Origin of the sequence: Microbacterium hydrocarbonoxydans, assembly GCF_023715885.1 — a bacterium.
Taxonomy (GTDB): Bacteria; Actinomycetota; Actinomycetes; order Actinomycetales; family Microbacteriaceae; genus Microbacterium; species Microbacterium hydrocarbonoxydans_C.
Map to the genome: position 1 here is coordinate 331,448 of NZ_JAMBOY010000002.1, position 21,641 is coordinate 353,088.

General features: G+C 69.7%; 21 protein-coding genes. 13 read left to right on the top strand and 8 right to left on the bottom strand.

Annotation, left to right across the window (positions count from 1 at the left end):
• The first annotated feature begins 82 nt into the window (after positions 1–82).
• From M3195_RS05940 to M3195_RS05950, 3 genes are all read left to right on the top strand, one after another.
• Positions 83–2,290, top strand: a complete 2,208-nt coding sequence (locus tag M3195_RS05940; RefSeq protein ID WP_251585622.1) for an alpha-galactosidase — start codon at positions 83–85, stop codon at positions 2,288–2,290.
• Positions 2,291–2,343: 53 nt separating this feature from the next.
• A complete protein-coding gene (locus tag M3195_RS05945; protein WP_251585623.1) occupies positions 2,344–4,938 on the top strand; it encodes a X2-like carbohydrate binding domain-containing protein in 2,595 nt (864 codons plus the stop codon).
• Positions 4,939–5,021: 83 nt separating this feature from the next.
• Positions 5,022–5,423: a RidA family protein gene (locus tag M3195_RS05950; protein ID WP_251585624.1), complete on the top strand. Its 402-nt coding sequence runs from the start codon at positions 5,022–5,024 to the stop codon at positions 5,421–5,423.
• A gap of 31 nt (positions 5,424–5,454) precedes the next feature.
• Here the strand turns inward: M3195_RS05950 and M3195_RS05955 are convergent, their stop codons facing one another.
• The 5 genes from M3195_RS05955 to M3195_RS05975 all read right to left on the bottom strand — a co-directional run bounded on the left by M3195_RS05955 (position 5,455) and on the right by M3195_RS05975 (position 9,514).
• Entirely contained in the window at positions 5,455–6,531 is a 1,077-nt protein-coding gene (locus M3195_RS05955; protein ID WP_251585625.1) for a DNA polymerase IV, read from the bottom strand.
• 62 nt (positions 6,532–6,593) lie between these two features.
• Positions 6,594–6,986, bottom strand: coding sequence for a DUF1304 domain-containing protein (locus tag M3195_RS05960; protein WP_251585626.1), 393 nt, complete (start codon positions 6,984–6,986; stop codon positions 6,594–6,596).
• Between the two features lie 27 nt (positions 6,987–7,013).
• Positions 7,014–7,898: a CPBP family intramembrane glutamic endopeptidase gene (locus M3195_RS05965; RefSeq protein WP_251586424.1), complete on the bottom strand. Its 885-nt coding sequence runs from the start codon at positions 7,896–7,898 to the stop codon at positions 7,014–7,016.
• A gap of 5 nt (positions 7,899–7,903) precedes the next feature.
• Positions 7,904–8,632 carry a tRNA (guanosine(46)-N7)-methyltransferase TrmB gene (trmB, locus tag M3195_RS05970; RefSeq protein ID WP_251585627.1) on the bottom strand — a complete coding sequence of 243 codons (729 nt, stop codon included), beginning with the start codon at positions 8,630–8,632 and terminating at the stop codon, positions 7,904–7,906.
• Between the two features lie 42 nt (positions 8,633–8,674).
• Positions 8,675–9,514, bottom strand: a complete 840-nt coding sequence (locus M3195_RS05975) for a DUF3097 domain-containing protein (RefSeq protein WP_251585628.1) — start codon at positions 9,512–9,514, stop codon at positions 8,675–8,677.
• A gap of 122 nt (positions 9,515–9,636) precedes the next feature.
• On the opposite strand from M3195_RS05975, the gene M3195_RS05980 reads away from it, so the two are divergent.
• From M3195_RS05980 to M3195_RS05995, 4 genes are all read left to right on the top strand, one after another.
• A complete protein-coding gene (locus M3195_RS05980) occupies positions 9,637–11,682 on the top strand; it encodes a TPM domain-containing protein (RefSeq protein ID WP_251585629.1) in 2,046 nt (681 codons plus the stop codon).
• A 55-nt stretch (positions 11,683–11,737) separates the two neighbouring features.
• Entirely contained in the window at positions 11,738–12,484 is a 747-nt protein-coding gene (locus M3195_RS05985; RefSeq protein ID WP_096714705.1) for a PspA/IM30 family protein, read from the top strand.
• Positions 12,485–12,547: 63 nt separating this feature from the next.
• Complete coding sequence (locus M3195_RS05990; protein ID WP_251585630.1) at positions 12,548–13,351, top strand: arginase family protein; 804 nt, start codon at positions 12,548–12,550, stop codon at positions 13,349–13,351.
• On the top strand, positions 13,348–13,785 hold the full coding sequence (locus M3195_RS05995) for a Fe-S oxidoreductase (RefSeq protein ID WP_251585631.1): 438 nt from the start codon (positions 13,348–13,350) through the stop codon (positions 13,783–13,785). Before M3195_RS05990 ends, M3195_RS05995 begins: the two co-directional genes overlap by 4 nt.
• 30 nt (positions 13,786–13,815) lie before the next feature.
• Here M3195_RS05995 and M3195_RS06000 read toward each other — a convergent pair whose 3' ends face one another.
• From M3195_RS06000 to M3195_RS06010, 3 genes are read right to left on the bottom strand one after another with little or no spacing between them, the layout of a single operon-like run.
• Positions 13,816–14,286: an SIP domain-containing protein gene (locus M3195_RS06000; RefSeq protein WP_251585632.1), complete on the bottom strand. Its 471-nt coding sequence runs from the start codon at positions 14,284–14,286 to the stop codon at positions 13,816–13,818.
• 33 nt (positions 14,287–14,319) lie between these two features.
• Positions 14,320–15,042: a tyrosine-protein phosphatase gene (locus M3195_RS06005; RefSeq protein ID WP_251585633.1), complete on the bottom strand. Its 723-nt coding sequence runs from the start codon at positions 15,040–15,042 to the stop codon at positions 14,320–14,322.
• On the bottom strand, positions 15,039–15,515 hold the full coding sequence (locus M3195_RS06010; RefSeq protein ID WP_251585634.1) for a carboxymuconolactone decarboxylase family protein: 477 nt from the start codon (positions 15,513–15,515) through the stop codon (positions 15,039–15,041). The genes M3195_RS06005 and M3195_RS06010 overlap by 4 nt, the downstream gene beginning before the upstream one ends.
• A 177-nt stretch (positions 15,516–15,692) precedes the next feature.
• On the opposite strand from M3195_RS06010, the gene M3195_RS06015 reads away from it, so the two are divergent.
• From M3195_RS06015 to M3195_RS06040, 6 genes are all read left to right on the top strand, one after another.
• On the top strand, positions 15,693–16,610 hold the full coding sequence (locus tag M3195_RS06015) for an alpha/beta fold hydrolase (protein ID WP_251585635.1): 918 nt from the start codon (positions 15,693–15,695) through the stop codon (positions 16,608–16,610).
• Positions 16,611–16,705: 95 nt separating this feature from the next.
• Positions 16,706–18,226 (top strand): ABC transporter substrate-binding protein, encoded by a 1,521-nt coding sequence (locus M3195_RS06020; RefSeq protein ID WP_251585636.1) that lies wholly within the window; start codon positions 16,706–16,708, stop codon positions 18,224–18,226.
• A gap of 16 nt (positions 18,227–18,242) precedes the next feature.
• The gene (locus M3195_RS06025) at positions 18,243–19,190 is read left to right on the top strand and encodes an ABC transporter permease (protein WP_251585637.1); all 948 of its coding nucleotides are present in this window, start codon (positions 18,243–18,245) and stop codon (positions 19,188–19,190) included.
• On the top strand, positions 19,190–20,056 hold the full coding sequence (locus M3195_RS06030; protein ID WP_251585638.1) for an ABC transporter permease: 867 nt from the start codon (positions 19,190–19,192) through the stop codon (positions 20,054–20,056). The genes M3195_RS06025 and M3195_RS06030 overlap by 1 nt, the downstream gene beginning before the upstream one ends.
• A complete protein-coding gene (locus M3195_RS06035; RefSeq protein ID WP_251585639.1) occupies positions 20,053–20,844 on the top strand; it encodes an ATP-binding cassette domain-containing protein in 792 nt (263 codons plus the stop codon). The genes M3195_RS06030 and M3195_RS06035 overlap by 4 nt, the downstream gene beginning before the upstream one ends.
• Positions 20,841–21,635, top strand: a complete 795-nt coding sequence (locus M3195_RS06040) for an ABC transporter ATP-binding protein (RefSeq protein WP_251585640.1) — start codon at positions 20,841–20,843, stop codon at positions 21,633–21,635. The genes M3195_RS06035 and M3195_RS06040 overlap by 4 nt, the downstream gene beginning before the upstream one ends.
• The last annotated feature ends 6 nt before the right edge of the window (positions 21,636–21,641 follow it).

Below are 21,641 nucleotides of genomic sequence, written 5' to 3' on the forward strand. Positions count from 1 at the left end.
GGTGATTTTGACGCGAACCTTGCATCCGGTGCGTCGACGTGGTTTATTGACGATGTCAAGTAACTATCGGAGGGTCTATCCCATGACTTCCCGTGCCGACGCCGTCGTCGCACTCCGCGCCGCAGGCGCCTCCCTCGTCATCCAGATCGCCGCGCCGATCCCGCGCATCCTCCATTGGGGCGCCGACCTCGGCGAGGTGCATCCGGCGACCGCATCAGCCCTCGAACTGACGGCGGGTCCGGCTCAGCTCAACAACTCCCCCGACACTCCCCGCACCTTCTCCGCGCTGCCGACCGAGTTCGAGGGCTGGTCGGGTACGCCCGCGATCGCCGGGAACGCTCAGGGGCGGGCGACCACCCCGCGTCCGCACCTCGTCGCCCACGACATCGAGGCGAGCGATCCGACGGGCGGGGGGCGTATCGCCCTCGAGTTCGAAGACGCCGTGACCGGCCTGCGCACGACTCTCCGCTACCACCTCGACGAGCACGGCGTCCTCGCGGTGGACACCACGATCGTGCGTGACGTCGGGCTCAGTCCTCGAGTAGCGGACGCCGCGTACACTCTCGACGGCGTCCTCGCGCTGCTGCCGCTTCCGGAAAGGGCGGCCGAGATCCTGGACTTCTCCGGCAAGTGGTGCCGCGAGCGCTCCCCGCAGCGGACACCCTTCGCGTTCGGGACCCACCTCCGCTCCGCCCACCGGGGCAAGCCGGGACACGACTCCCCCTTTCTCCTCGCCGCGGGCACGCCGGGATTCGGCTTCCGGCACGGCGAGGCGTGGGCCGTGCATCTGGCGTGGTCCGGCGAGCAGCGCTACCTCGCCGAGAGACTGACAGAGGGCGCCGGCGCGTTCTCCTCCGTCATCGGCGCGGGCGAAGAGCTGCACTCCGGAGAGGTGATCCTCGCGGACGGCGACCGCTACGACGCGCCGACCGCTCTCTTCCTCTGGTCGGACGCCGGGCTCGACGGGCTCGCCGACCGCCTGCATCGCCGACTGCGCTCGCGCGCCTCGCACCCGCGCTCACCTCGGCCCCTCGTGCTCAACACGTGGGAGGCCGTCTACTTCGACCACGACCTCGACCGCCTCACCGCGCTCGTCGAAAGGGCGGCCGAGGTCGGCGTCGAGCGGATCGTGCTCGACGACGGCTGGTTCCGCGGGCGCCGTGAGGCGGACGCCGGGCTCGGCGACTGGTACGTCGACGAGGGCGTCTGGCCGGATGGACTCAGTCCGCTGGTCGACCTCGTGCGCTCCCATGGCATGCAGTTCGGGCTGTGGTTCGAACCCGAGATGATCAACCTCGACTCCGACCTCGCCCGCTCCCACCCCGACTGGGTGCTGGGTCCGGCCGAGGGCCTCGGCCCGGCATCCCGCTCGCAGTACGTACTCGACATCGCCCGTCCCGAGGCCTACGAGTACCTGCTCGAGCGCATCGACGCCCTCGTGCGCGAGCATGGGATCGACTACCTGAAGTGGGATCACAACCGCGACCTGCTCGAAGCGGTGAGTCGTTCGGACGACGGCGACCGCCCGAGCGTCCGCCGCCAGACCGTCGCGCTCTACCGCCTGCTGGACGAGCTGCGCCGACGGCATCCGACCCTCGAGATCGAGACCTGCTCCGGAGGGGGCGGGCGCATCGACCTCGGCATCCTCGAGCGCACCGACCGCGTCTGGGCCTCGGATTGCAACGACCCCGTCGAGCGCGGGCGCATCGAGCGCTGGACGCGCTTGGTCGTGCCGCCGGAGCTGCTCGGCTCGCATCTCGGCGCCGCGCGGTCTCACACGACGGCGCGGACCACCGACCTTGCTTTCCGACTGACCACGGCGCTCACCGCGCACGCGGGCATCGAACAGGACCTCACCTCCGTCGACGCGGCGGAGCTCGCCGTGATCACCCGCTGGGCCGAGCTGTACCGGGAGTTCCGCCCGCTGCTGCACACCGGCCGGGTCGTGAACGCCGACCTGACCGACGATGCCACCGCGCTCACCGGGTTCGTCGCGCAGGACGGCGAGACGGCGCTCTACACCTGGAGTCGGTTCGCCACGTCATCCGCCGGCCAGGCCGGACGGGTGCGTCTACCCGGCCTCGACCGCGATGCGCACTACACCGTCCGGATCCGCGAGGACCTCGGCGCCGCGAGCCGCCATCAGGGCGATGACCCCGCCTGGGCCGCCGAGGCCGTGGCGCATCCCGTGCGCCTTCCCGGCAGCGTGCTCGCCGTGGTCGGCATCCCCCTCCCGACCCTGAATCCGCAGCAGTCGATGCTGATCGATATCCGTCGTATCGACGACTGACCCCGGCTTCCCCTTCCCCAATCCCGACAGAGCAGTCGAACGAGAGGAACACCATGAAGACCCATCGACAGCGCCGGCGAACGGCCGCGCTCACGGCGGCGATCGCCGTGACCGCGCTGGCCGTCGGCCTTGCACCCGGCGCCTCCTGGGCCGAGACGACGACACCGTCGCCCGAGCCCACGGAGACGGCGGCGCCCACCGAGACGCCCGACCCGACGGATGCCCCGAACGCACCGGAGACGACCCCCGATCCCTCGCCGTCGGTCACGCCCACGGAGACGGCGCCCGCCGACCCCTCGGCCGGCAGGTCGGCCGGTCAGGCCGCACCCCGGTCGGACACCGGGGTCACCGCGCTCTCTGCATCCGGTCCCTACATGGGCTGGAGCAGCTACAGCATGCAGGTCTACGAGGGTGGTCAGTGGATCACCGCCGATCAGATCATGGCGCAGTCCGACGCCATGCACGACAAGCTCCAGAAGTTCGGCTACGAGTACATCAACATCGACGCCGGATGGAACGGCGGTCAAGACGAGTACGGCCGTCCGATCCCCAGCACGACGCTGTACCCCGACGGTCTGGACGCCGTGATCGATCACATCCACGACAACGGGCAGAAAGTGGGCCTGTACCTGATTCCCGGCATGAGCCTGGAAACGGCGCAGAAGGCCCTCCCGATCTACAACGCCCCCGGCTGCACGACCGAGAATCTGCTCAAGCAGCCCCTCCAGCAGGGCGACTACTGGGGCTTCGGCTACCGGCTCGACTTCGACAACCCGTGCACGACGAAGTACATCGACTCGATCGCCGACCTGCTCGGCGAATGGGGCGTCGACTTCATCAAGTTCGACAGCGTGACCCCGGGCTCAGGCGTCAGCGACCTGTCGATGGATGCGCGTGAAGAGGTCGCGGCGTGGTCGCAGGCGCTCGCCCGCAACGACATCTGGTTCGAGCTCTCGTGGGCCGTCGACATCGACTACGCCGACTACTGGAAGCAGTACGCCGACGGCTGGCGGGTCGACTGGGATGTCGAGTGCTACTGCGGCGACGAGGCGCTGACCACGTGGGAGAACGTGGCGCGGCTCTTCCCACGGCTGTCCGACTGGTGGCGGCACGGCGGACCCGCCGGCTGGAACGATCTCGACTCGCTGAACGTCGGCAACGGGAAGATGGACGGCCTCACGAAGGACGAGCGTCGCACCGCGGCCACGCTGTGGGCGACCGCAGCCGCTCCGTTCTACCTCGGAAACGATCTGACGAACCTCGACGAGTACGGCCTCGAACTGGTGACGAATCCCGAGGTCATCGCCGTCAACCAGGCCGGCGTGCCAGCGCGTCCCGTCTCCACCGCGACGAAGCACCAGGTCTGGTACGCGCTGAACGCGGACGGCACGTACACCGTGGCGCTCTACAACCTCGGACGAGCGGATGCCGACATCACCGTCGACTTCGCCGACATCGGCCTCGACGGTTCGGCGAAGGTCCGCGACCTGTGGTCGAAGAAGAACCTCGGCACGGTCGACGGCAGCTTCACGGCCGAGAGCGTGCCGATCCACGGTGCTCGACTGCTCAGGGTCACCCCGGCCAAGCAGTCCGTGCTGACGGTCAACGACGACGCGCTGCGGGTGGCCTACGCGGGCGACTGGACGCGCAACGGCGGCGCCGAGCTGCCGGCGACCTCGCAGCCGTTCACGGTCGCCGTCACCGACACTCCGGGCGCCGGAACACCGAATCCGCCCGCGACCGGGGTCACGGTGACGCTCAACGACGACGACTCGCGTATCGCCTACAGCGGATCGTGGGGCGACAGCAACAACCGCGGTCTCGGCGACCACGGCGACGACGTCCACTACGCCGAGGCGAACGGCGCCGCGTTCCAGTACACGTTCCAAGGCACCGGCATCCAATACGTCACCGAGAAGCACGAATCGCAGGGCGACGTCGAGGTGTACCTCGACGGGCAACTCGTCGACACCGTGAGCACGTACCTGGATCCGGCCGACGGTCGTCTGTCGCAGCAGGTCGTGTACAGCGTGTCCGACCTGCCGAGCGGCAGCCACACGCTGCGCGTCGTGAAGAAGTCCGGCTCCTTCATGCTCCTCGACAAGCTCGTCGTCACTCTCGACAGCCAGCTGAGCACGACGTCGGGCGCCTTCAACAAGGCGGCTCCGGCCGATGTCTCGGTCGATCTGCTGCGCGACCCGAGTGCTCTGAGCTCGATCAGCGCCGGCGGTACGGCGCTCGAGCGCGACGTCGACTACACGGTCAACGGGAGCACGGTGACGCTCGCCTCGGCGTATCTCGCCACGCTTCCGGTCGGAGACGCCGTGCTCGACTTCGCCTTCGCGGGCGACCACCTCGACGACGTGCACTCCACGACGACCGACGGCGACAGGGTGTCGTTCACCTTCCGCGGGACGGCGGTGTCGTGGATCGCGCCGAAGGGCCCGGATCAGGGCACGGTCGACGTGTACCTCGACGGCTCCAAGGTCGAGACGGTCGACACGCACAGCGCGACGCGTCTCACATCGCAGGAGCTGTTCACTGCGACGGGGCTGAAGGACAAGGAGCACACCATCGAGATCGTGAAGACCTCGGGTGAGGTGCTGCGCACCGACGTCTTCGCCTACACGGTGAAGAAGGTCGGCTGATCGGACGGGGGCGGATCCGCCATCGTGGATCCGCCCCCGTATCCGGTCACCTCGATGTCCGACCCCCGGAGCACACTCGGGTCATGGAGATCACACTCACGCAACCGGCGGGGCTCGTCGTCAGCCCCGCGTTCAGCCATGTCGCGGTCGTGCCGTCGGGCGCGACCACGATCTACGTCGGCGGTCAGAACGGCGTCGACGAGAACGGCGCCGTCGTATCCGACGACGCCGGAGAGCAGGCGCTCCGCGCCGTCGAGAATGCGCGCACCGCCCTCATCTCCCAGGGTGCCTCGCTCGACGACGTCATCAGCTGGACGATCTACCTCCGTCAGGATGCCGATCTGCGTGCCGCATACGGCGCTGTCGCCGCGATGCTCGCACGCGACGGGGCGCCGCCGCTCGTCAGCGCGGCCCTCGTCGCGGGGCTCGCCGTCCCGGGCGCGATCATCGAGGTGAGCGCGATCGCGGCCGTGATGCGCGAGTGACGCCGGGTCCGTCGCCGGGGCGGCGGGGTCCTCAAATGCGACCGCGGACGGGCGTGCGCTCGACGCCGTCCCCGCCCTCGGGCATCGCCATCTCCGCGCGGACGCCGAGCAGACGCACCTCGCGACCGGCGTCCAGGGTCGCGCCCAGAGCGAGCGCGGCGTCGATCACGTCCTGCCGCCGCGTCGTGGAGGCGGTCAGCTTGCGGCCGAAGGTCTTCGTCTCGAACGGCGCGTAACGCACCTTCAGATGCACCCGGACGACGGGGCGGCCCTCGGCGGCACAGTCGTCGAAGGCCTGGCCGGCGAGTTCGGCGAGCGCGGCCTCGACCTCGGCCCCCATCGTGAGGTTCTGCTGGAACGTGGTCTCCCGGCTGTGGCTGCGCGCCACCCACGGGGTGTCGTCGACCACGGCCGGCCCGATCCCCGAGCCGAGTCCGTGATACCAGACGCCCATCCGCGGCCCGAACTCCGCGACGAGCTCGGACTCGTCGGCGTCGGCGAGCTCGCGCACGGTGTCGATGCCGTGCGCGGCCAGTCGCTTCTGCACCTTGGGACCGACACCCCACAGCTCCCGGGTCCCGCGCTCGCCCATCACGGCGAACCAGTTGTCCTCCGTGAGGCGGAACACTCCGCGGGGTTTGCCGAACTCGGTGGCGATCTTCGCGCGCACCTTGTTGTCGCCGATGCCGACCGAGCAGTGCAGCCTCGTGGCCTCGAGGACCGCCGCCTGTGCCTCCCGCGCGACCCGCTCCGGGTCGTCCGTCTTGATGCCGAGGAAGCACTCGTCCCAGCCGACCACCTCCAGCACGACACCGGGGAGCCCACGCAGCGTCTGCATCACCTGCGTCGAGGCCGACTCGTAGGCCTCGTGGTCGACGGGCAGGAACACCGCATCGTCCGGCGCCTTGCGTGCGGCGATCTTCAAGGGCATCCCCGACCCGATACCGAAGGCGCGGGCCTCGTACGATGCCGTCGACACCACGGCTCTCTCCGTCGGGTCGCCGCGTCCGCCGACGATCACGGGCACACCTGCGAGCTCGGGACGCCGCAGCACCTCGACGGCGGCGATGAACTGGTCCATGTCCACGTGCAGCACCCAGTCGGCCATGAGACGAGTGTGGCCGCATGCCGCGGGGATGTCATCCCCCTTGCCGTGATCCGAGAGCGGCGTCAGCCGATCGCGACGGCGATGGCCGTCGCGATCACCGCGAGCAGCGGAAGGGTGCCCTGCATGGCGGCCGCGCGGGCCTTGGTGCGGTCGGAGAGCACGAGCACGAGGGCTGCCGCGACCATCATCCCGGTGCCGGCGAAGACGAGCGTCAGCCCGACGGTCGGCGCACCCACGATCACGAGACCGATGCCGAGCAGCGTCGTCAGGGCGAGGAAGAGGTTGTAGAACCCCTGATTGAAGGCGAGCTGCTTCATTGTGATGGCGTCGGCCTCACTCGGCACGCCGAAGATCTTGCGGGTCTCGGGCTCGGTCCACTTCAGCGACTCGAGCGCGAAGATGAAGACGTGGAAGGCGGCGGCAGCGGCTGCCAGGACGAGACCGACGATGAGCATGACTCGATCGTATCGAGCGGCCGCCTGTCAGACGAGGAAGATCGGCAGCAGGCCGGGATTGTGCGCGTGCACGAGCACCCCGAAGACGACCGCGTCGAACAGCAGGTGCACCGTGACCACGTACGCGAGCGAATGCGTGCGCAGGAAGATGAAGCCCTGCAGAAGGGCGAACGGGATCGTGAGCACCGGTCCCCAGGCCCGATACCCGAGCTCCCACAGGAACGACACGAAGACGATCGCCTGCAGCACGTTCGCGAGCGCATCGGGGAAGTGTCGGCGCAGCAGCGCGAAGACGGTGCAGATGAAGAACAGCTCGTCCCAGATGCCGACGGCGCCGACGCCGACGAACAGCCGGGCGATGAGGTCGGGGGTGTCGACCACGGGCCAGTTCTGATAGACGCCGCTCGTGATGAAGTAGAAGGGCAGGATGAGCCAGCCGAGCACGAGCACGGCCACGAGCCAGCCCCACTGCAGCCGACCCCAGCGCGTGCCCGAACGCCAGGGGAAGCTGATGGCGCGATCGCGGAACACGAAGCGCGAGACGAGGTACGGCACGGCCACGGCACCACCCAGCGCGAGGATGAAGCGAAGCATCGCGAGGTTGTCGAGCTCGGCGGCGAGCGGGATCACGCTGACGATCAGCATCCCGAGTGCGATCAGCGAAAGGTCACGCGTGAGCGACGGCTCACGGCGCACGCCGATCACGCGGGCGGATTCCTGACGCGAACCCACGCTGACGACCTGGTCGGGTACACGAGGTCGACTGCGCTCCACGAGCCACGCCGACAGGATGCCGAGGGCGAGGAGCACCCAGCCGAGCCACGGCGTCTCGAGCACGAAGAACGCGGGCGCGGCGAGGCAGACCAGCACCGCAGGGGCGATGCCCGGCCACACCCCCGCGTCGCTCCTCATCTGCGTCACGCGCCGCGGGGCTTCCGGCGGTACGCGAGGTCGCGGATGTCGCGGCCCTTCGCGATCCCCTTCCGCTCGAAGGCTGTCATGACGCGACCCTCGAAGCGCTCGGCCCACTCCCCCTCGAACGCGCGCTCGAAGTCGGGCTCGGCGTCGAGGACCTCTCGCATCTGCAGCGCGTAATCCTCCCAATCGGTGGCCAGTCGCAGCAGACCGCCGTCGCGCAGAGCGCGCGCCGCCGTCGCCCCGAACCCGGGCCGGATGAGGCGGCGCTTGGTGTGCTTCTTCTTGTGCCAGGGGTCGGAGAAGAACACCCAGACCTCGGCGGCGGCCCCCTCGGGGAGGTACGACGCGAGGACCTCGGGGGCGTTGGCCTCGACCACGCGCAGGTTCCTGGCGCCCTCGCGATCGGCGTCGAGCATCGTGCGCGCGAGACCGGCGCGGAACACCTCGACCGCGAGGAAGTCGTCCTCAGGACGGGAAGCGGCGGCCGCGACGATCGCGTGCCCCTGTCCGGACCCGATCTCGACGTACAGGTCGGCGTCGCGTCCGAACTCCTCGGCGGGGTCGAGTCGCGCCTCGGGGTGCACGGAGGTCCACGCGACGTCGCGAGGGACGTCGAGCAGGTAGTGCGGACCGAGCTCCTCGAAGGCGCGCTCCTGCGCATCAGACATCCGACCGCTGCGGCGCACGAAGGACACCGGTTCGTCACGGAAGGTACGGGGTTCGGGCATGACTCCAGGGTAGTCGGCGGCTCCCGTGGCGACCGACCGCGCTCAGCCGGCCGGCGCCGTCACGAAATCGATGAGCTCTTCGACGCGACCGAGCAGGGCAGGCTCGAGGTCGCGGTAGGTGTGCACCTTCGACAGGATGTGCTGCCATGCGCGCGCTGTGTCGGCCTGGGTCTCGTGCGGCCAACCGAAGGCTCGGCAGATGCCCGTCTTCCAGTCGGTGCCGCGCGGGATCTCCGGCCAGGCCCTGATCCCCAGCGCCCGCGGGGTGACGCATTGCCACACGTCCACGAACGGGTGGCCGACGATCTTCACATGGCGTCCGTGCGGACCCCGCGCGACGGCATCGGCGATCCGCGACTCCTTCGATCCGGGGACGAGGTGATCGACGAGCACGCCGTAGCGTCGGGTGGCGCTCGGCGGCTCTTCCGCGAGCAGCTCGTCGAGGAGATCGACACCCTGCAGGTACTCGACCACGACGCCCTCGACCCGCAGGTCAGCGCCCCACACCTTCTCGACGAGCTCCGCGTCATGGCGCCCCTCGACGAGGATGCGGCTCGGAAGGGCGATCCGCGCTCGCTGGTCGGCGACCGCGAAGGAGCCGGATGCCGTGCGCTTCGCGCCCTGCTGCTTCGCCGCCGGCGGCGTCAGCCGCACGGCCGCGCCGTCGATGAGGAATCCGCCGCCGAGCGGGAAGAGGCGTCTGCGCCCGACGCGGTCCTCGAGCTCGACGGTGCCCGCCTGCACCCGCGTGACCGCGCCGACGTAGCCGTCTGAGGCGACCTCGACCACGAGATCGATCTCCGCGGCGACGTCCGGAACGGGCTTCCTGCCCCGCTCTCTCCAGCCCGTCGCGAGCACGTCGGATCCGTACCTGTCGTCCATGCCTTCCAGCGTATGTGTCTCCGCTGATGGCGAACGCCCATCCGCTCTCGGATGCTGTCGCGTGTCGGACTCAGTGCATAGACTCGTGCCATGGGGCTCGGCTGCCGGTCGGAGGGAAGACGATGAAGACACGGATTCTCGCGCTGGCTGCCGCCGCACTGACGTCTGCGCTCGTCCTGCTCTCCGCCCCCGCCGCTCTCGCGACCGATCCCGTCACCCTCGACCCGGGATTCGTCACCGACGACGCCGGCGTGCTCGATCAGACCGAGAAGCAGGCCGTCGAAGACCGGCTCGAGCAGCTCAGCGAGGAATCGTCGGTGGAGCTCTTCGTGGTGTTCGTGGACGATTTCACGGCTCCCGCCGACAGCATCCAGTGGGCCGACACCGTTGCGGACGACAACGGACTCGGATCCGACCAGTACCTGCTCGCGGTCGCGGTGGAAGGTCGGAACTACTACATCTCCGCGGCGTCCGACGGCCCACTGAGCGGGGGGAAGCTCGACGCCATCGAAGACGAGATCCTCCCGCAGATGCGCGACGAGGACTGGAGCGGCGCCATCATGACCGCCGCCGACGAGATCCAGGGCGACGGCGGAGCAGGTGCCCTGCGGGCAACGCTCATCGTGGTCGGCGTCGTCATGCTCGGACTCCTCGTCTGGCTCGTGATCGCTCTCGTGCGCCGAGCGCGTCGCAACGCCGCGATCCGGGCCCGCGGCGCGATGCCCGAACGACCCGATCCGAACGATCCCTTCTCGACCCTGACGGACGAGCAGGTGCAGACGCAGGCCGGCGCCGCGCTCGTGCGCGCCGACGATGCCATCACGTCGAGCCGCGAGGAGCTCGGCTTCGCCGTGGCGCAGTTCGGCGAAGCCGCCACCGCCGAGTTCAGCGGCGCGGTCGAGACGGCGAAGGCGAAGATGTCCGAGGCGTTCGACCTGAAGCAGAAGCTCGACGACGAGATCGAGGACACGATCCACGACCGTCGCGCCTGGCACATCCGCATCATCCAGCTGTGCGACGAGATCGACGACGTGCTCGAAGACAACGCCGAGGCTTTCGACGCACTCCGCGAGCTGGAGCAGAACGCGCCGCGGGAGCTCGAGCGCGTGCGGGGCGAGCGGGCGGCCATCGACCCGGTCCTGGCCGGGGCCGGAGCCGCGCTGGCGAGCCTCGCCGCGACCTACGACCAGCAGGCGCTCAGCACCGTGACCGACAACCCGGCGCAGGCCGCCGAGCGCGCGGCGCTCGCGGACCGCTCCATCGCCGGTGCCGCGCAGGCGATCGCCGACGGCCGCACCGGAGAGGCCGCGTTCGCGATCCGGACGGCCGAGCAGTCGGTCGCGCAGGCTGCGCAGCTGGTCAAGGCCATCACCGACCTGGGCGCCGACCTCGGACGCATCGAGTCGCAGGCGCAGGCCCTGATGGCCGAGCTGCAGAGCGACATCCTCGCGGCGCAGCAGCTGCCCGACTCCACCGGGACGATCGCGGGCGTCGCCGCTGCGACGGCACAGCAGCTGCAGCAGGCACAGGCGAGCACCAGCAGCTCCGGGCGGAACCCCCAGCGGATGCTCGAAGCGCTCACCGTGGCCAACGCACAGATCGACGCCGCCATCGCACAGGGCACGCAGGCCGTCGAGCGCGCCCGACGCGTGCAGCAGATGATGGAGCAGACCCTGGCACAGGCCGAGTCCGAGATCCGCGCCGCGCGCGAGTACATCGAGACCCGCCGCGGCACGGTGGGTTCCACCGCACGCACCCGGCTTTCACAGGCCGAGTCGACGCTCACCCAGGCGCTGAACCTCCGGTCATCGAACCCCGAGGCCGCGCTCACCGAGGCGGGCCGCGCTCTCGACCTCGCGCGCCAGGCGACCGCATCCGCGCAGGCCGATGTCGCCGCGATGACCCCGATTCGCTACGAGAGCGACGACTGGGGTGGGGGCATCTTCGGCGGGGGCGGAGTCAGCAGGGGCGGCGGTTCCGGCCTCGGCGGCGACATCCTCGGCGGCATCATCGGCGGTCTGCTCTCGGGAGGGGGCGGCGGCGGAGGAGGCTCTTCGCGACGCAGCAGCTGGCGTTCCAGCGGCAGCGGCGGTTTCCGCAGCTCCGGCTTCGGCGGGGGCGGCCGATCGAGTGGCCGCAGCGGCCGTTCGGGAGGTCGACGCTTCTGAACCGCAGACACCCCGACACCCAGACCTCGACTACGACCCTCTGAAAGGAACACGCATGACCAAGCAGTCCATCTTCGGACGTATCTCGACCCTCGTCCGGGCGAACATCAACTCCCTCCTCGACTCCGCCGAGGACCCGCAGAAGATGATCGACCAGCTCGTCCGCGACTACACCAACAGCATCGCGGACGCGGAGTCGGCCATCGCCGAGACCATCGGCAACCTCCGCCTCCTCGAGCGCGACCACGAGGAAGACGTCCAGGCCGCGACCGAGTGGGGAAACAAGGCTCTCGCCGCCAGCCGCAAGGCCGACGAGATGCGCGCGAGCGGAAACGCCGCCGACGCCGACAAGTTCGACAGCCTCGCGAAGATCGCGCTGCAGCGCCAGATCAGCGCGGAGCGCGAGGCGACCGGCGCCGAGCCGCAGATCGCCGCGCAGACCGAGATCGTCGACAAGCTCAAGTCGGGCCTCAACGGCATGAAGGAGAAGCTCGTCGACCTGAAGAACAAGCGCAGCGAGCTGCTCGCCCGCGCCAAGGTCGCCGAGGCGCAGACCAAGGTGCAGGACGCCGTGTCGTCGATCAACGTCCTCGACCCGACCAGCGAGCTGGGCCGCTTCGAAGACAAGGTGCGCCGCCAGGAGGCGCTCGCTCAGGGCAAGGCCGAGCTCGCCGCGTCGAGCCTCGACGCCCAGTTCGAGAGCCTGGAAGACCTCGGTGAGCTCACGGAGGTCGAGGCCCGCCTCGCCGAGCTGAAGGCCGGCGGCTCCACCGCGTCGCGCCAGGCCATCGAAGGCTCCTGACCCACTCCGCGGATGCCCCGGACGACCACGTCCGGGGCATCCGCACTTCCCCGGGAGGGAATCATGGTGCGTTTCCTCGTCGTGCCGCAGTGGCAGGGTTCACCGGCGGCTCGCGCGATGCTGCTCGTCGACGGAGCCTCCGCGATCGCCGGCGACCTCCCACGCGCAGCGACGACCGTACTCGACGTGCCGGTCGAGGCTGGCGAGGCGCTCGGCACCGGTGTTCGGCGTCTCAGCGCGCTGCGACGCACTCGCGAGCTGGTCGCCGAGAGCATGACCACCGACACGGTCGTGATCGGCGGCGACTGCAGCGTCACGGTGGCCGCGCTCGACGCTCTGCCCGGCGGAACCGGTGATCTGGCCGTCGTGTGGTGCGATGCGCACGGCGACCTGCACTCCCCCGAGACCTCGCCCTCCGGGGCGTTCTCGGGCATGGCGCTCCGCGCCGTCCTGGGTGAGGGCGAGCCGCAGCTCGCACTCTCCCCCGGCATCCCTCGAGACCGCGTCGTCGCGGTCGGGATGCGCAACCTCGACGACGCTGAGATCCCCGTGCTCGACGGTCTCCGCAGGCTCTCGGTGAACGACCTCGACCATCGGGACGCGCTCGCCGACGCCGTCGCCGCGACCGGCGCCTCGCGTGTCTGGGTGCACATCGACGTCGACGTTCTCGACCCCTCGGAGATGTCGGGCGTCACCGACGCGGCGCCCTTCGGCGTCGCGCCGGGCATACTGAGCGCGTCGATCCGCGCGCTGCGCGAGCGCGTGCCGCTGGCGGGCGCCACGATCGCGGGTTTCGCTCCGCGCTCTCCCGCCGACGCCGTCGACGACCTCGGCGCGTTGCTGCGACTCGTCGGAGCGGTCGCATGACCTCCGACTGGCGGCCGGCCGCCGAGCGGGCGCTGGAGAGAGGGCGACGCCTCGATCGTCGCATCCCCTCCTTCTTGCTGCGCTCACCGATCAGCCGACTCGGCTACGGGTGGGGCACCGCCGTCGGATGGGTGTGGGGATCGCTGTGGAGCACGGGGCCGGTCGAGCGCCGCGCCGGCCTGTGGGTGTTCCGCGGTATGCCGCGATGGACGTACAACCGCGGCGGCGTGTGCGTCGGCGGGTGCTTCCTCACCGGCGACACGCGGCCGAGCGAGGCGGTGCTGCGTCACGAGGCCGTGCACAAGGCGCAATGGCTCCGCTACGGATTCCTCATGCCGGTACTGTATCTGTTCGCGGGCCGCGACCCGCTGCGCAATCGCTTCGAGATCGAGGCCGGACTGGAAGACGGCAACTACGTCAGGCGTACGCGCTGACGGGTCACGCGCCCCGGACGCGGGGACGTGTCAGCGGTCGGAGGGCAGCAGGCCGAAGCGCTCGGGCGCGTGGATGCGGTGCACGTCGACCTCGAGCGTGCCCGTGAGGTGCTCGACGATGTCGGCGGTGCCGAGGTAGCCGCCGAGGAGCGTGATGTTCGTCTCGTCCTCGTCGTCACACAGCATCTCGTCGGCCCACGCGCAGGTCGCGCGAGCGAGAGCCTGGCCGGGCGCGCAGGACCGGCCCGTGCCGGGAGCGCCGGAGCGCCGGTCGCGGGCGAGCCAGGTGACGGTCATGCGCCCGGGGGCGTCGATCACGCCGATGTCCGATGCCTGCGCGACCTCGATGAAGATGCGTCCGGAGGCGCACAGCGGCAGGGTCGCGAGGAAGGCCTCCAGCTCGGCGAGGGAGTTCTCGTCGGCGGTCACGAGGTGGTGCGCACGACGGCGAGCGGCGCGACGTTCGGCGCGCGTGCTGCGGGTGTCGAGGGAAGCACTCATGATGCTTCGATCGTACACCAAGTGAAGGCTTGCCTAACCTTCTTCGCCGACCTCTTCGACGAGAGTCGATCGAAGGGCCGCGAGCTCGGCATCCGTCATGCCGTTCGCCCGCAGGTAGCCGGCGGCCGACCCCCACCGCTCGTCGACGACCGCGAGGAGGGTGCGCATGACCTCGGCGGGTGACTGCGTCGCCAGCGCCACGGCGTGCACGGCTTCCGGGTGCTGATCGCGCAGGTACGCCGCGATCCGGCGGGACCGCTCGGCCGGCAGCTGAGACTCCGTCAGGGCGTAGTCGTCGATGACCGCCTCCCGATCGGCACCCACCGCGGAGAGCGCGAGCGCGACCGTGACCCCCGTGCGATCCTTCCCGACCGTGCAGTGGACGAGCGTCGGCTCCCCCTCGGCGATGACGCGAATGGCCGCGACCAGCCGATCGCCGCTCTCCTCGAGCAGGTGCAGGTACAGGTCGTCGAGGCTCGTGTCGCTCTCGAAGAACGACCGGACCGATCCGAGGAACAGAGGCAGGTGCGTCGTCTCCGGACCTTCGATCCCGCTGGGCTCCGCGGCGACCTCCTCGCCGTCGCGCAGATCGACGATGCGGCTGACCCGATGCCGAAGGGCATCGGCTCCCGAGGTCGTCGCACCGGACAGCTGACCGGAGCGCAGCAGGATGCCGGAGCGGATGCGGCCACCGTCGGCCGGCATGCCGCCCACATCACGGACGTTCGTGACGCCGTCGATGTCGAGGATCGTCATGCCTGTGCCTGAGGCGTGCGCGGCGGCACCGGATAGCGCCCGGCGATCACGACACGGTTGAAGGCGTTGATCGAGATGCACGCCCAGCTCAGCGCCGCGTACTCCTTCTCGGTGAAGATGGCGCCGACGCGGTTGTACACGTCGTCGGAGATGCCGTCCTCGGAGATGAAGGTGAACGCCTCGGCGAGCTCGAGGGCCGCCTGCTCCCGATCGGTGAAGACGTCGCTCTCGCGCCAGGTCGCGATCTGCATCATCGTGTCGGCGTCGATTCCGGCGGCCGTGGCGCGGTCGACGTGAACGCGGGTGCAATACGCGCAGCCGTTGAGCTGCGAGCAGTGGATCATCACGATCTCTTTGAGGCGGTCGTCGATGCCGTTCGCCGCACAGATCTGACCGACGGTCTTCGCGAAGGCATCCAGAGCCTGATAGGCCGTCGGCTCGGTCTTGGAGAGGTGCACCCGCGTCTCGGTCATACGTTCATGATATTCCGCGGCGGCGAGGAGACAGCTGGAAACCAGACGAGACAAGAAATGCAGAATGACAACCTAAATGCCTTCTAGATAGACTTTACGTAGAGCCTCGCTGGTGTCGTACATCGCATTTTGATCTCTCATTTCCTCGACACCTGTCGGACAGAGCAGAATAACGTCGTGGCGACCGACATCAGCGAGTTCAGCTATCTCCCCGCGCAGGCCGATTCCCTGAGCGTTCCGGTACCCGAGGTCGAGCGGCTCGTACTCCCCCTCCCCGACGGGCGCCGGGTGAGCGGACTCCGCTACGGCGCCGAGCCGCCCCGCGTCACCTTCCTGCACGGCGCGGGCCTCAACGCGCATACGTGGGACACCACGGTTCTCGCACTCGGACAGCCGTCGCTCGTGATCGATCTCGCCGGACACGGCGACTCCGCGTGGCGCGACGACCTCGATTACACGCCGCGAACCCTTGCCGTCGACATCGCGTCCGCCCTCGACGCCTGGACCGACCGGGCGCAGCTCGTCGTCGGACAGTCGCTCGGCGGGCTCACCGGAGCCGCTCTCGCTGCCGCTCGCCCCGACCTCGTCGCCGCACTGGTCGTCGTCGACATCACCCCGGGCATCGACACCTCGGCGGGCCCCGCAGCTCTGCGGGAGTTCTACGCCGGGCCCACGGATTTCGCGACCCGCGACGAACTCGTCGACCGAGCCATGGCTTTCGGCTTCGGCGGCACCCGCCCCGACACCGAGCGCGGCGTCTTCCTCAACACCCGGGTCCGCGACGACGGCCGCATCGAGTGGAAGCACCACTTCGCCCATCTCGCGGCTCAGGCCCTCGACGCCCACGACCCCGGCGAGGCGACGGCGCCGTCTGTACTCAGCGCCGCGGGCTGGGACGACCTCGCGCGCACCGATGCTCCGGTCACGCTCGTGAGAGCGGAGCGCGGATTCGTCACCGCGGCGGACGCCGACGACTTCTTCCGACGTCTCCCCCGCGCGACCGTGATCGCGCTCGACGCCACGCACAACGTCCAGGAGACCGCGCCGCGAGAACTCGCCGGCATCGTCGCCGATCGCCTCCCACCCGAATTGTGACGTTCCGTTCCCGATCCGACCCCGACCCCTCCGACTCGTCCCTAGGCTCGATCCATCGGCACACAGCAACTGCCGCACCGAGAGGAATCCCACCCATGTTCCGACGTACCAGGCGACTCGCGCTGATCTCCGCGATGGCGGCGAGCGCCGTCATCCTGAGCGCCTGCACCGGCACCGCCGAACCCGAGAGCACGACGCCGGTCGGCGAGCCCGATCCCGACGCGACGCTGCAGGTCGGACTCGTCCTCGAACCGACCAACCTCGACATCCGCCGCACGAGCGGAGCGGCGATCGAGCAGATCCTCATCGACAACATCTACGAGGGCCTCGTGAGCCGAGACGAGGAGAACCAGATCGTCCCTCGTCTCGCCTCCGACTACGAGGTGTCCGACGACGGCCTGACCTACACGTTCACGCTGAACGAGGGCATCACCTTCCACAACGGCACGACGCTCACGTCGGCAGACGTCGTCTCCTCCTACGAGGCCGTGCGCACCGACACGACGCTGCAGGGCAATGCCGACTTCGCCTCCGTGGCGTCGATCACGGCACCGGACCCGGCCACCGTGCAGATCGTCCTCGCCGAGCCGAATCAGAACTTCCTGTTCTCACTGACCGGTCCCGCCGGCCTCGTGTTCCAGACGGGAGACACGACCGACCTCAAGACCGCCGAGAACGGCACCGGCCCGTTCACGCTCTCGCGGTGGAACAAGGGCAGCACGATCACGTTCGCGCGCTACGACGCGTACTGGGGCGAGCCGGCCGGCGTGGCCGAGGTCGAGTTCCAATACATCCCCGACTTCACGGCCGGCGTGAACACCGCGCTCGACGGCGGCGTGCAGGTGCTCACGGCCGTCGACCCGAACCTCGCGCCTCAGCTCGAGGATTCAGGTGACTTCACCCTCACCACCGGTCGCACGACCGACAAGGCGACGCTGGCGTTCAACAACGCCAAGGCACCGCTCGACGACGTGCGCGTGCGCGAGGCGCTCCGGTTGGCGATCGACCACGAGGGTCTCGTCGAGGCGGTCGGCGCCGGCTCCACCCTGTACGGTCCGATCCCCGAGCTCGACCCCGGCTACGAGGACCTCTCCGACGTGATCTCGTACGACCCCGAGAAGGCGAAGGATCTGCTGAAGGAGGCCGGTCAGGAAGACCTGGAGCTGACGCTCACGATTCCCAGCTTCTACGGCACGACCGTGCCCAAGGTGCTGATCTCCGACTTCCAGAAGGTCGGCGTCACGCTGAAGGTCGACTCCGTCGAGTTCCCGACCTGGTTGGAAGACGTCTACACGAACCATGACTACGACCTCAGCTTCGTGCTGCACGTCGAGCCTCGGGACTTCGGCAACTTCGCCGACCCCGAGTACTACTTCGGGTACGACAACGCCGAGGTGCGAGACCTGTACTCGAAGGCCCTCGCCGAGGTCGATCCCGACGAGTCGGCGAAGCTGCTCGCGGAGGCGGCGCGCATCGTGTCGGAGGACCATGCGGCGGACTGGCTCTACAACGGCGCCACGATCACGGCGATCAGCCCGCTCGTGCAGGGGTTCCCCCAGGACTCCATCAACTCACGCATCGATCTCGCCGGCGTCACCGTCGCCGCCGAGAAGTGACGGCGACGCGCACTCCGTGATCCGCTACACGCTCGTCCGAGGGGCCCTGCTCGTCGCAGGGCTCCTCGTGTCGAGCGTCATCATCTTCCTCACGCTCCGCGTGTTCCCCGGTGACGTCGCGCAGCTGATCGCCGGAACCCAGGCCTCACCCGCCGAGGTGGAGGCGCTGCGCGAGTCGCTCGGGCTCAACCGTCCGCTCCCCGCGCAGTATGCGGAGTGGATCGGCGGTCTCTTCCGCGGCGACCTCGGGACGTCCCTGCTCTCGGGAGCCTCGGTCGGCGAAGAGCTCGCGCAGAAGGCGCAGGTGACGGTGCCGCTCGGCATCCTGTCGCTGCTCATCGCCGTGCTGATCGCCGTCCCCTTCGGCATCCTCTCGGCCCTGCGACGCGGTCGACGGGCCGGGACCGCGCTCAGCGTGGGCGCCCAGGCCCTCGCGGCGGTTCCCGTGGTCTGGGCCGGCATGATGCTGATCGTCGTGTTCTCCGTGTGGCTCGGATGGCTGCCGCCGCAGGGCTTCCCGCGCACCGGCTGGACGACACCGGGCAAGGCCATCGAGGCGCTGCTGCTCCCTGCGCTGACGATCGGCATCGTGGAGGGTGCCATGCTCATGCGCTTCGTCCGCAGCGCCACCCTCCAGGCCGCCGGCCAGGACTTCGTGCGAACGGCCGCCGCGAAGGGCCTGACCCGCACGCGAGCGCTCGTCTCGCACGGCATCCCGGCCGTGGGGCTCTCGATCGTGACGGTGCTCGGCCTGCAGGTGGCAGGGATCATCGTGGGCTCGGTCGTCATCGAGCAGCTGTTCACCCTCCCGGGCATCGGTCGCATGCTCGTCACCGACGTCGGCACGCGCGACCTCATCAAGGTGCAGAGCGAGCTGCTGGTCCTCACCGGATTCGTGCTCGTCGTCGGATTCGTGGTCGACCTCGTGCACCGCGCCATCGATCCGCGGCAGAGGGAGGCCTGATGTCGGACTGGTCCGCCCGGCTCTGGCGCAGCGCCACGGGACGCTTCGGGGTGATCGTGGTCGCGCTGATCGCCGTCACCGCCGTCGTCTCGCTCTTCTGGACGCCGTTCGATCCCCAGGACTCCGATCTGCGGTCGCGCTGGGCGACGCCGAGCTGGCCGCATCTGCTCGGCACCGACGACACCGGTCGCGACATCCTCAGCCTGCTGATGGCGGGGGCGCGCACCACGGTCTTCGTGAGCGTCGGCGCCGGGCTCGTGGCGACCGTGGTCGGCATCGCCCTCGCGGCGCTGGGCGCTCTCACGTCCCGCTGGCTGAGGGAGGCGGTGGCCGTGCTCGTCGACATTCTCATCGCCTTCCCCGTGCTGCTCATCGCCATGATGATCTCCTCGGTCTGGGGCGGCTCCCTCTGGGTCGTCATCTGGTCGGTCGGTATCGGTTTCGGCGTCAACATCGCCCGTGTCACTCGCCCCGAGCTGCGCCGCGTGCAGCAGAGCGACTTCATCCTCGCGGCGCGGGCCTCCGGGCTCACAACCGGTCAGAGCCTCGTCCGGCACCTGCTGCCGAACGTCGCGCCGGTCTTCATCGTCCAGCTCTCGTGGTCGATGGCCGTCGCGGTGCTCGCGGAAGCGGGTCTGTCGTACCTGGGCTTCGGAGCCTCGGTCGTCGAGCCCAGCTGGGGTCTGCTGCTCTCCGATCTGCAGCGCTACATCGGCGTGCATCCGCTCTCGGTGGTCTGGCCGGGACTCGCGATCACGATCACGGTGCTCGCGCTCAACCTCCTCGGCGACGGTCTGCGCGAGGCCACCGACCCGACCCTGCGGCATCGAGCGGCCGAGACGCACACTCCGGCGGTGGTCGCATGAGCCTCGAGGTCGAGGATCTCGTCATCGAGATCGATGGACGCCGGGTGGTCGACGGCGTGTCCTTCGCGGTACCGGACGGCGCACGAGTCGGCCTGATCGGCGAGTCCGGTTCGGGCAAGTCGCTCACCGCCCTGGCCGTCCTCGGGCTGCTCCCCGAGGGCGCGACCGCGAGCGGCAGCGTCCGGTGGAACGGCACGGAGCTGATCGGGATGCCGGATCGCGAGCTCGCACGTCTGCGCGGCGACGAGATCGGCATCGTCTTCCAGGAGCCCCGCACCGCGCTGAATCCGATCAGGACCGTCGGCAGACAGATCGCCGAGTCGATCCGCATCCACGAGGGCATAGGTCGGAGGGAGGCGCGCGAGCGCGCGGTGCAGGAGGCGGCCCGGGTGCACCTGCCCGACCCCGCGTCCATCACAGGCCGCTACCCGCACCAGCTCTCCGGCGGACAGCGACAGCGCGTCGCCATCGCCATGGCGCTCGCGTGCCGGCCGCGCCTGCTCATCGCAGACGAGCCGACCACGGCGCTCGACGTGACCATCCAGGCCGAGATCCTGACGCTGCTGCTGTCGCTCGTGACCGACCAGGGCATGTCGCTGGTGTTCATCACCCACGATCTCGCCGTCCTCGCGCAGGTGGCGACGCACGGCGTCGTGCTGGAGCACGGGCGCGTCGTCGAACAGGCGCCGGTCGCCACGCTGCTCAGCGCACCGACCTCGCCGATCACCCAGGGGCTGGTGCGAGACGCCACAACGACCCTGTGGCGTCCGAACGGAGGAGCCGGATGAGTCTGATCGAGGCACGCGGTCTGAGCCGCGACTTCGCGGTCCCCAAGCGCTCCGCCTTCGAGCGGACGCGCAGGCAGACGGCGCTGGCACCCACCGATCTCGACATCGCCGAAGGGTCGTCGGTCGGGATCATCGGCGAGTCGGGATCGGGCAAGTCGACGCTCGTGCGGCTGCTGCTCGGCCTGGACACACCGACCGCCGGCACCGTCGAGGTCGGCGGCAGGCGCGTCGACGCCGCGGCATCCGCGCGCTCGCTCCACTGGCTGCGTCGCGAGACCGGCCTGGTGTTCCAGGATCCGTACGCCTCCCTCGATCCTCGGATGACGGCGGGGCAGATCATCCGCGAGCCACTGTGGGCCCTGGGGATCGAGGGCGATCACGCGGCGCGGGCACGGGAGGTGCTCGTGCAGGTGGGGCTGGAGCCCGAGATGGCCGACCGGTACCCGCACGAGTTCTCCGGCGGTCAGCGCCAGCGCATCGCGCTCGCCCGTGCCATCGTGCACCGACCGCGGATACTCGTCGGCGACGAACCGCTCTCAGCCCTCGACGTCACGGTACGGGCGCAGATCCTCGAGTTGCTGGTCGAGCTGCGCCGGACGACCGACCTCACGCTGCTGCTCGTCTCGCACGACATCGGCGTGGTGCAGAACCTCTGCGACACCGTCGTCGTCATGAAGGGCGGCCGCATCGTCGAGCGCGGCGCCACCGCCGACGTGCTGCTGCGGCCCGCCCAGGACTACACCCGCGCCCTGCTGGCGGCGATCCCGGTCATCCCGCACGCCGAGCCCTGAACCCGG

Excerpts from the sequence above, each read along its gene's own strand:
- M3195_RS05960 (WP_251585626.1), bottom strand. The coding sequence starts at position 6,986 with ATGCTCATCGTCGGTCTCGTCCTGGCAGCCGCTGCCGCCGCCTTCCAC.
- M3195_RS05995 (WP_251585631.1), top strand. The coding sequence starts at position 13,348 with ATGACCTCCGACTGGCGGCCGGCCGCCGAGCGGGCGCTGGAGAGAGGG.
- M3195_RS06000 (WP_251585632.1), bottom strand. The coding sequence starts at position 14,286 with ATGAGTGCTTCCCTCGACACCCGCAGCACGCGCGCCGAACGTCGCGCC.
- M3195_RS06030 (WP_251585638.1), top strand. The coding sequence starts at position 19,190 with ATGTCGGACTGGTCCGCCCGGCTCTGGCGCAGCGCCACGGGACGCTTC.
- M3195_RS05945 (WP_251585623.1), top strand. The coding sequence starts at position 2,344 with ATGAAGACCCATCGACAGCGCCGGCGAACGGCCGCGCTCACGGCGGCG.
- M3195_RS05955 (WP_251585625.1), bottom strand. The coding sequence starts at position 6,531 with ATGGCCGACTGGGTGCTGCACGTGGACATGGACCAGTTCATCGCCGCC.
- trmB (WP_251585627.1), bottom strand. The coding sequence starts at position 8,632 with ATGCCCGAACCCCGTACCTTCCGTGACGAACCGGTGTCCTTCGTGCGC.
- M3195_RS05950 (WP_251585624.1), top strand. The coding sequence starts at position 5,022 with ATGGAGATCACACTCACGCAACCGGCGGGGCTCGTCGTCAGCCCCGCG.
- M3195_RS05940 (WP_251585622.1), top strand. The coding sequence starts at position 83 with ATGACTTCCCGTGCCGACGCCGTCGTCGCACTCCGCGCCGCAGGCGCC.
- M3195_RS05980 (WP_251585629.1), top strand. The coding sequence starts at position 9,637 with ATGAAGACACGGATTCTCGCGCTGGCTGCCGCCGCACTGACGTCTGCG.
- M3195_RS05990 (WP_251585630.1), top strand. The coding sequence starts at position 12,548 with ATGGTGCGTTTCCTCGTCGTGCCGCAGTGGCAGGGTTCACCGGCGGCT.
- M3195_RS05985 (WP_096714705.1), top strand. The coding sequence starts at position 11,738 with ATGACCAAGCAGTCCATCTTCGGACGTATCTCGACCCTCGTCCGGGCG.
- M3195_RS06040 (WP_251585640.1), top strand. The coding sequence starts at position 20,841 with ATGAGTCTGATCGAGGCACGCGGTCTGAGCCGCGACTTCGCGGTCCCC.
- M3195_RS05965 (WP_251586424.1), bottom strand. The coding sequence starts at position 7,898 with ATGAGGAGCGACGCGGGGGTGTGGCCGGGCATCGCCCCTGCGGTGCTG.
- M3195_RS06020 (WP_251585636.1), top strand. The coding sequence starts at position 16,706 with ATGTTCCGACGTACCAGGCGACTCGCGCTGATCTCCGCGATGGCGGCG.
- M3195_RS06005 (WP_251585633.1), bottom strand. The coding sequence starts at position 15,042 with ATGACGATCCTCGACATCGACGGCGTCACGAACGTCCGTGATGTGGGC.
- M3195_RS05975 (WP_251585628.1), bottom strand. The coding sequence starts at position 9,514 with ATGGACGACAGGTACGGATCCGACGTGCTCGCGACGGGCTGGAGAGAG.
- M3195_RS06010 (WP_251585634.1), bottom strand. The coding sequence starts at position 15,515 with ATGACCGAGACGCGGGTGCACCTCTCCAAGACCGAGCCGACGGCCTAT.
- M3195_RS06035 (WP_251585639.1), top strand. The coding sequence starts at position 20,053 with ATGAGCCTCGAGGTCGAGGATCTCGTCATCGAGATCGATGGACGCCGG.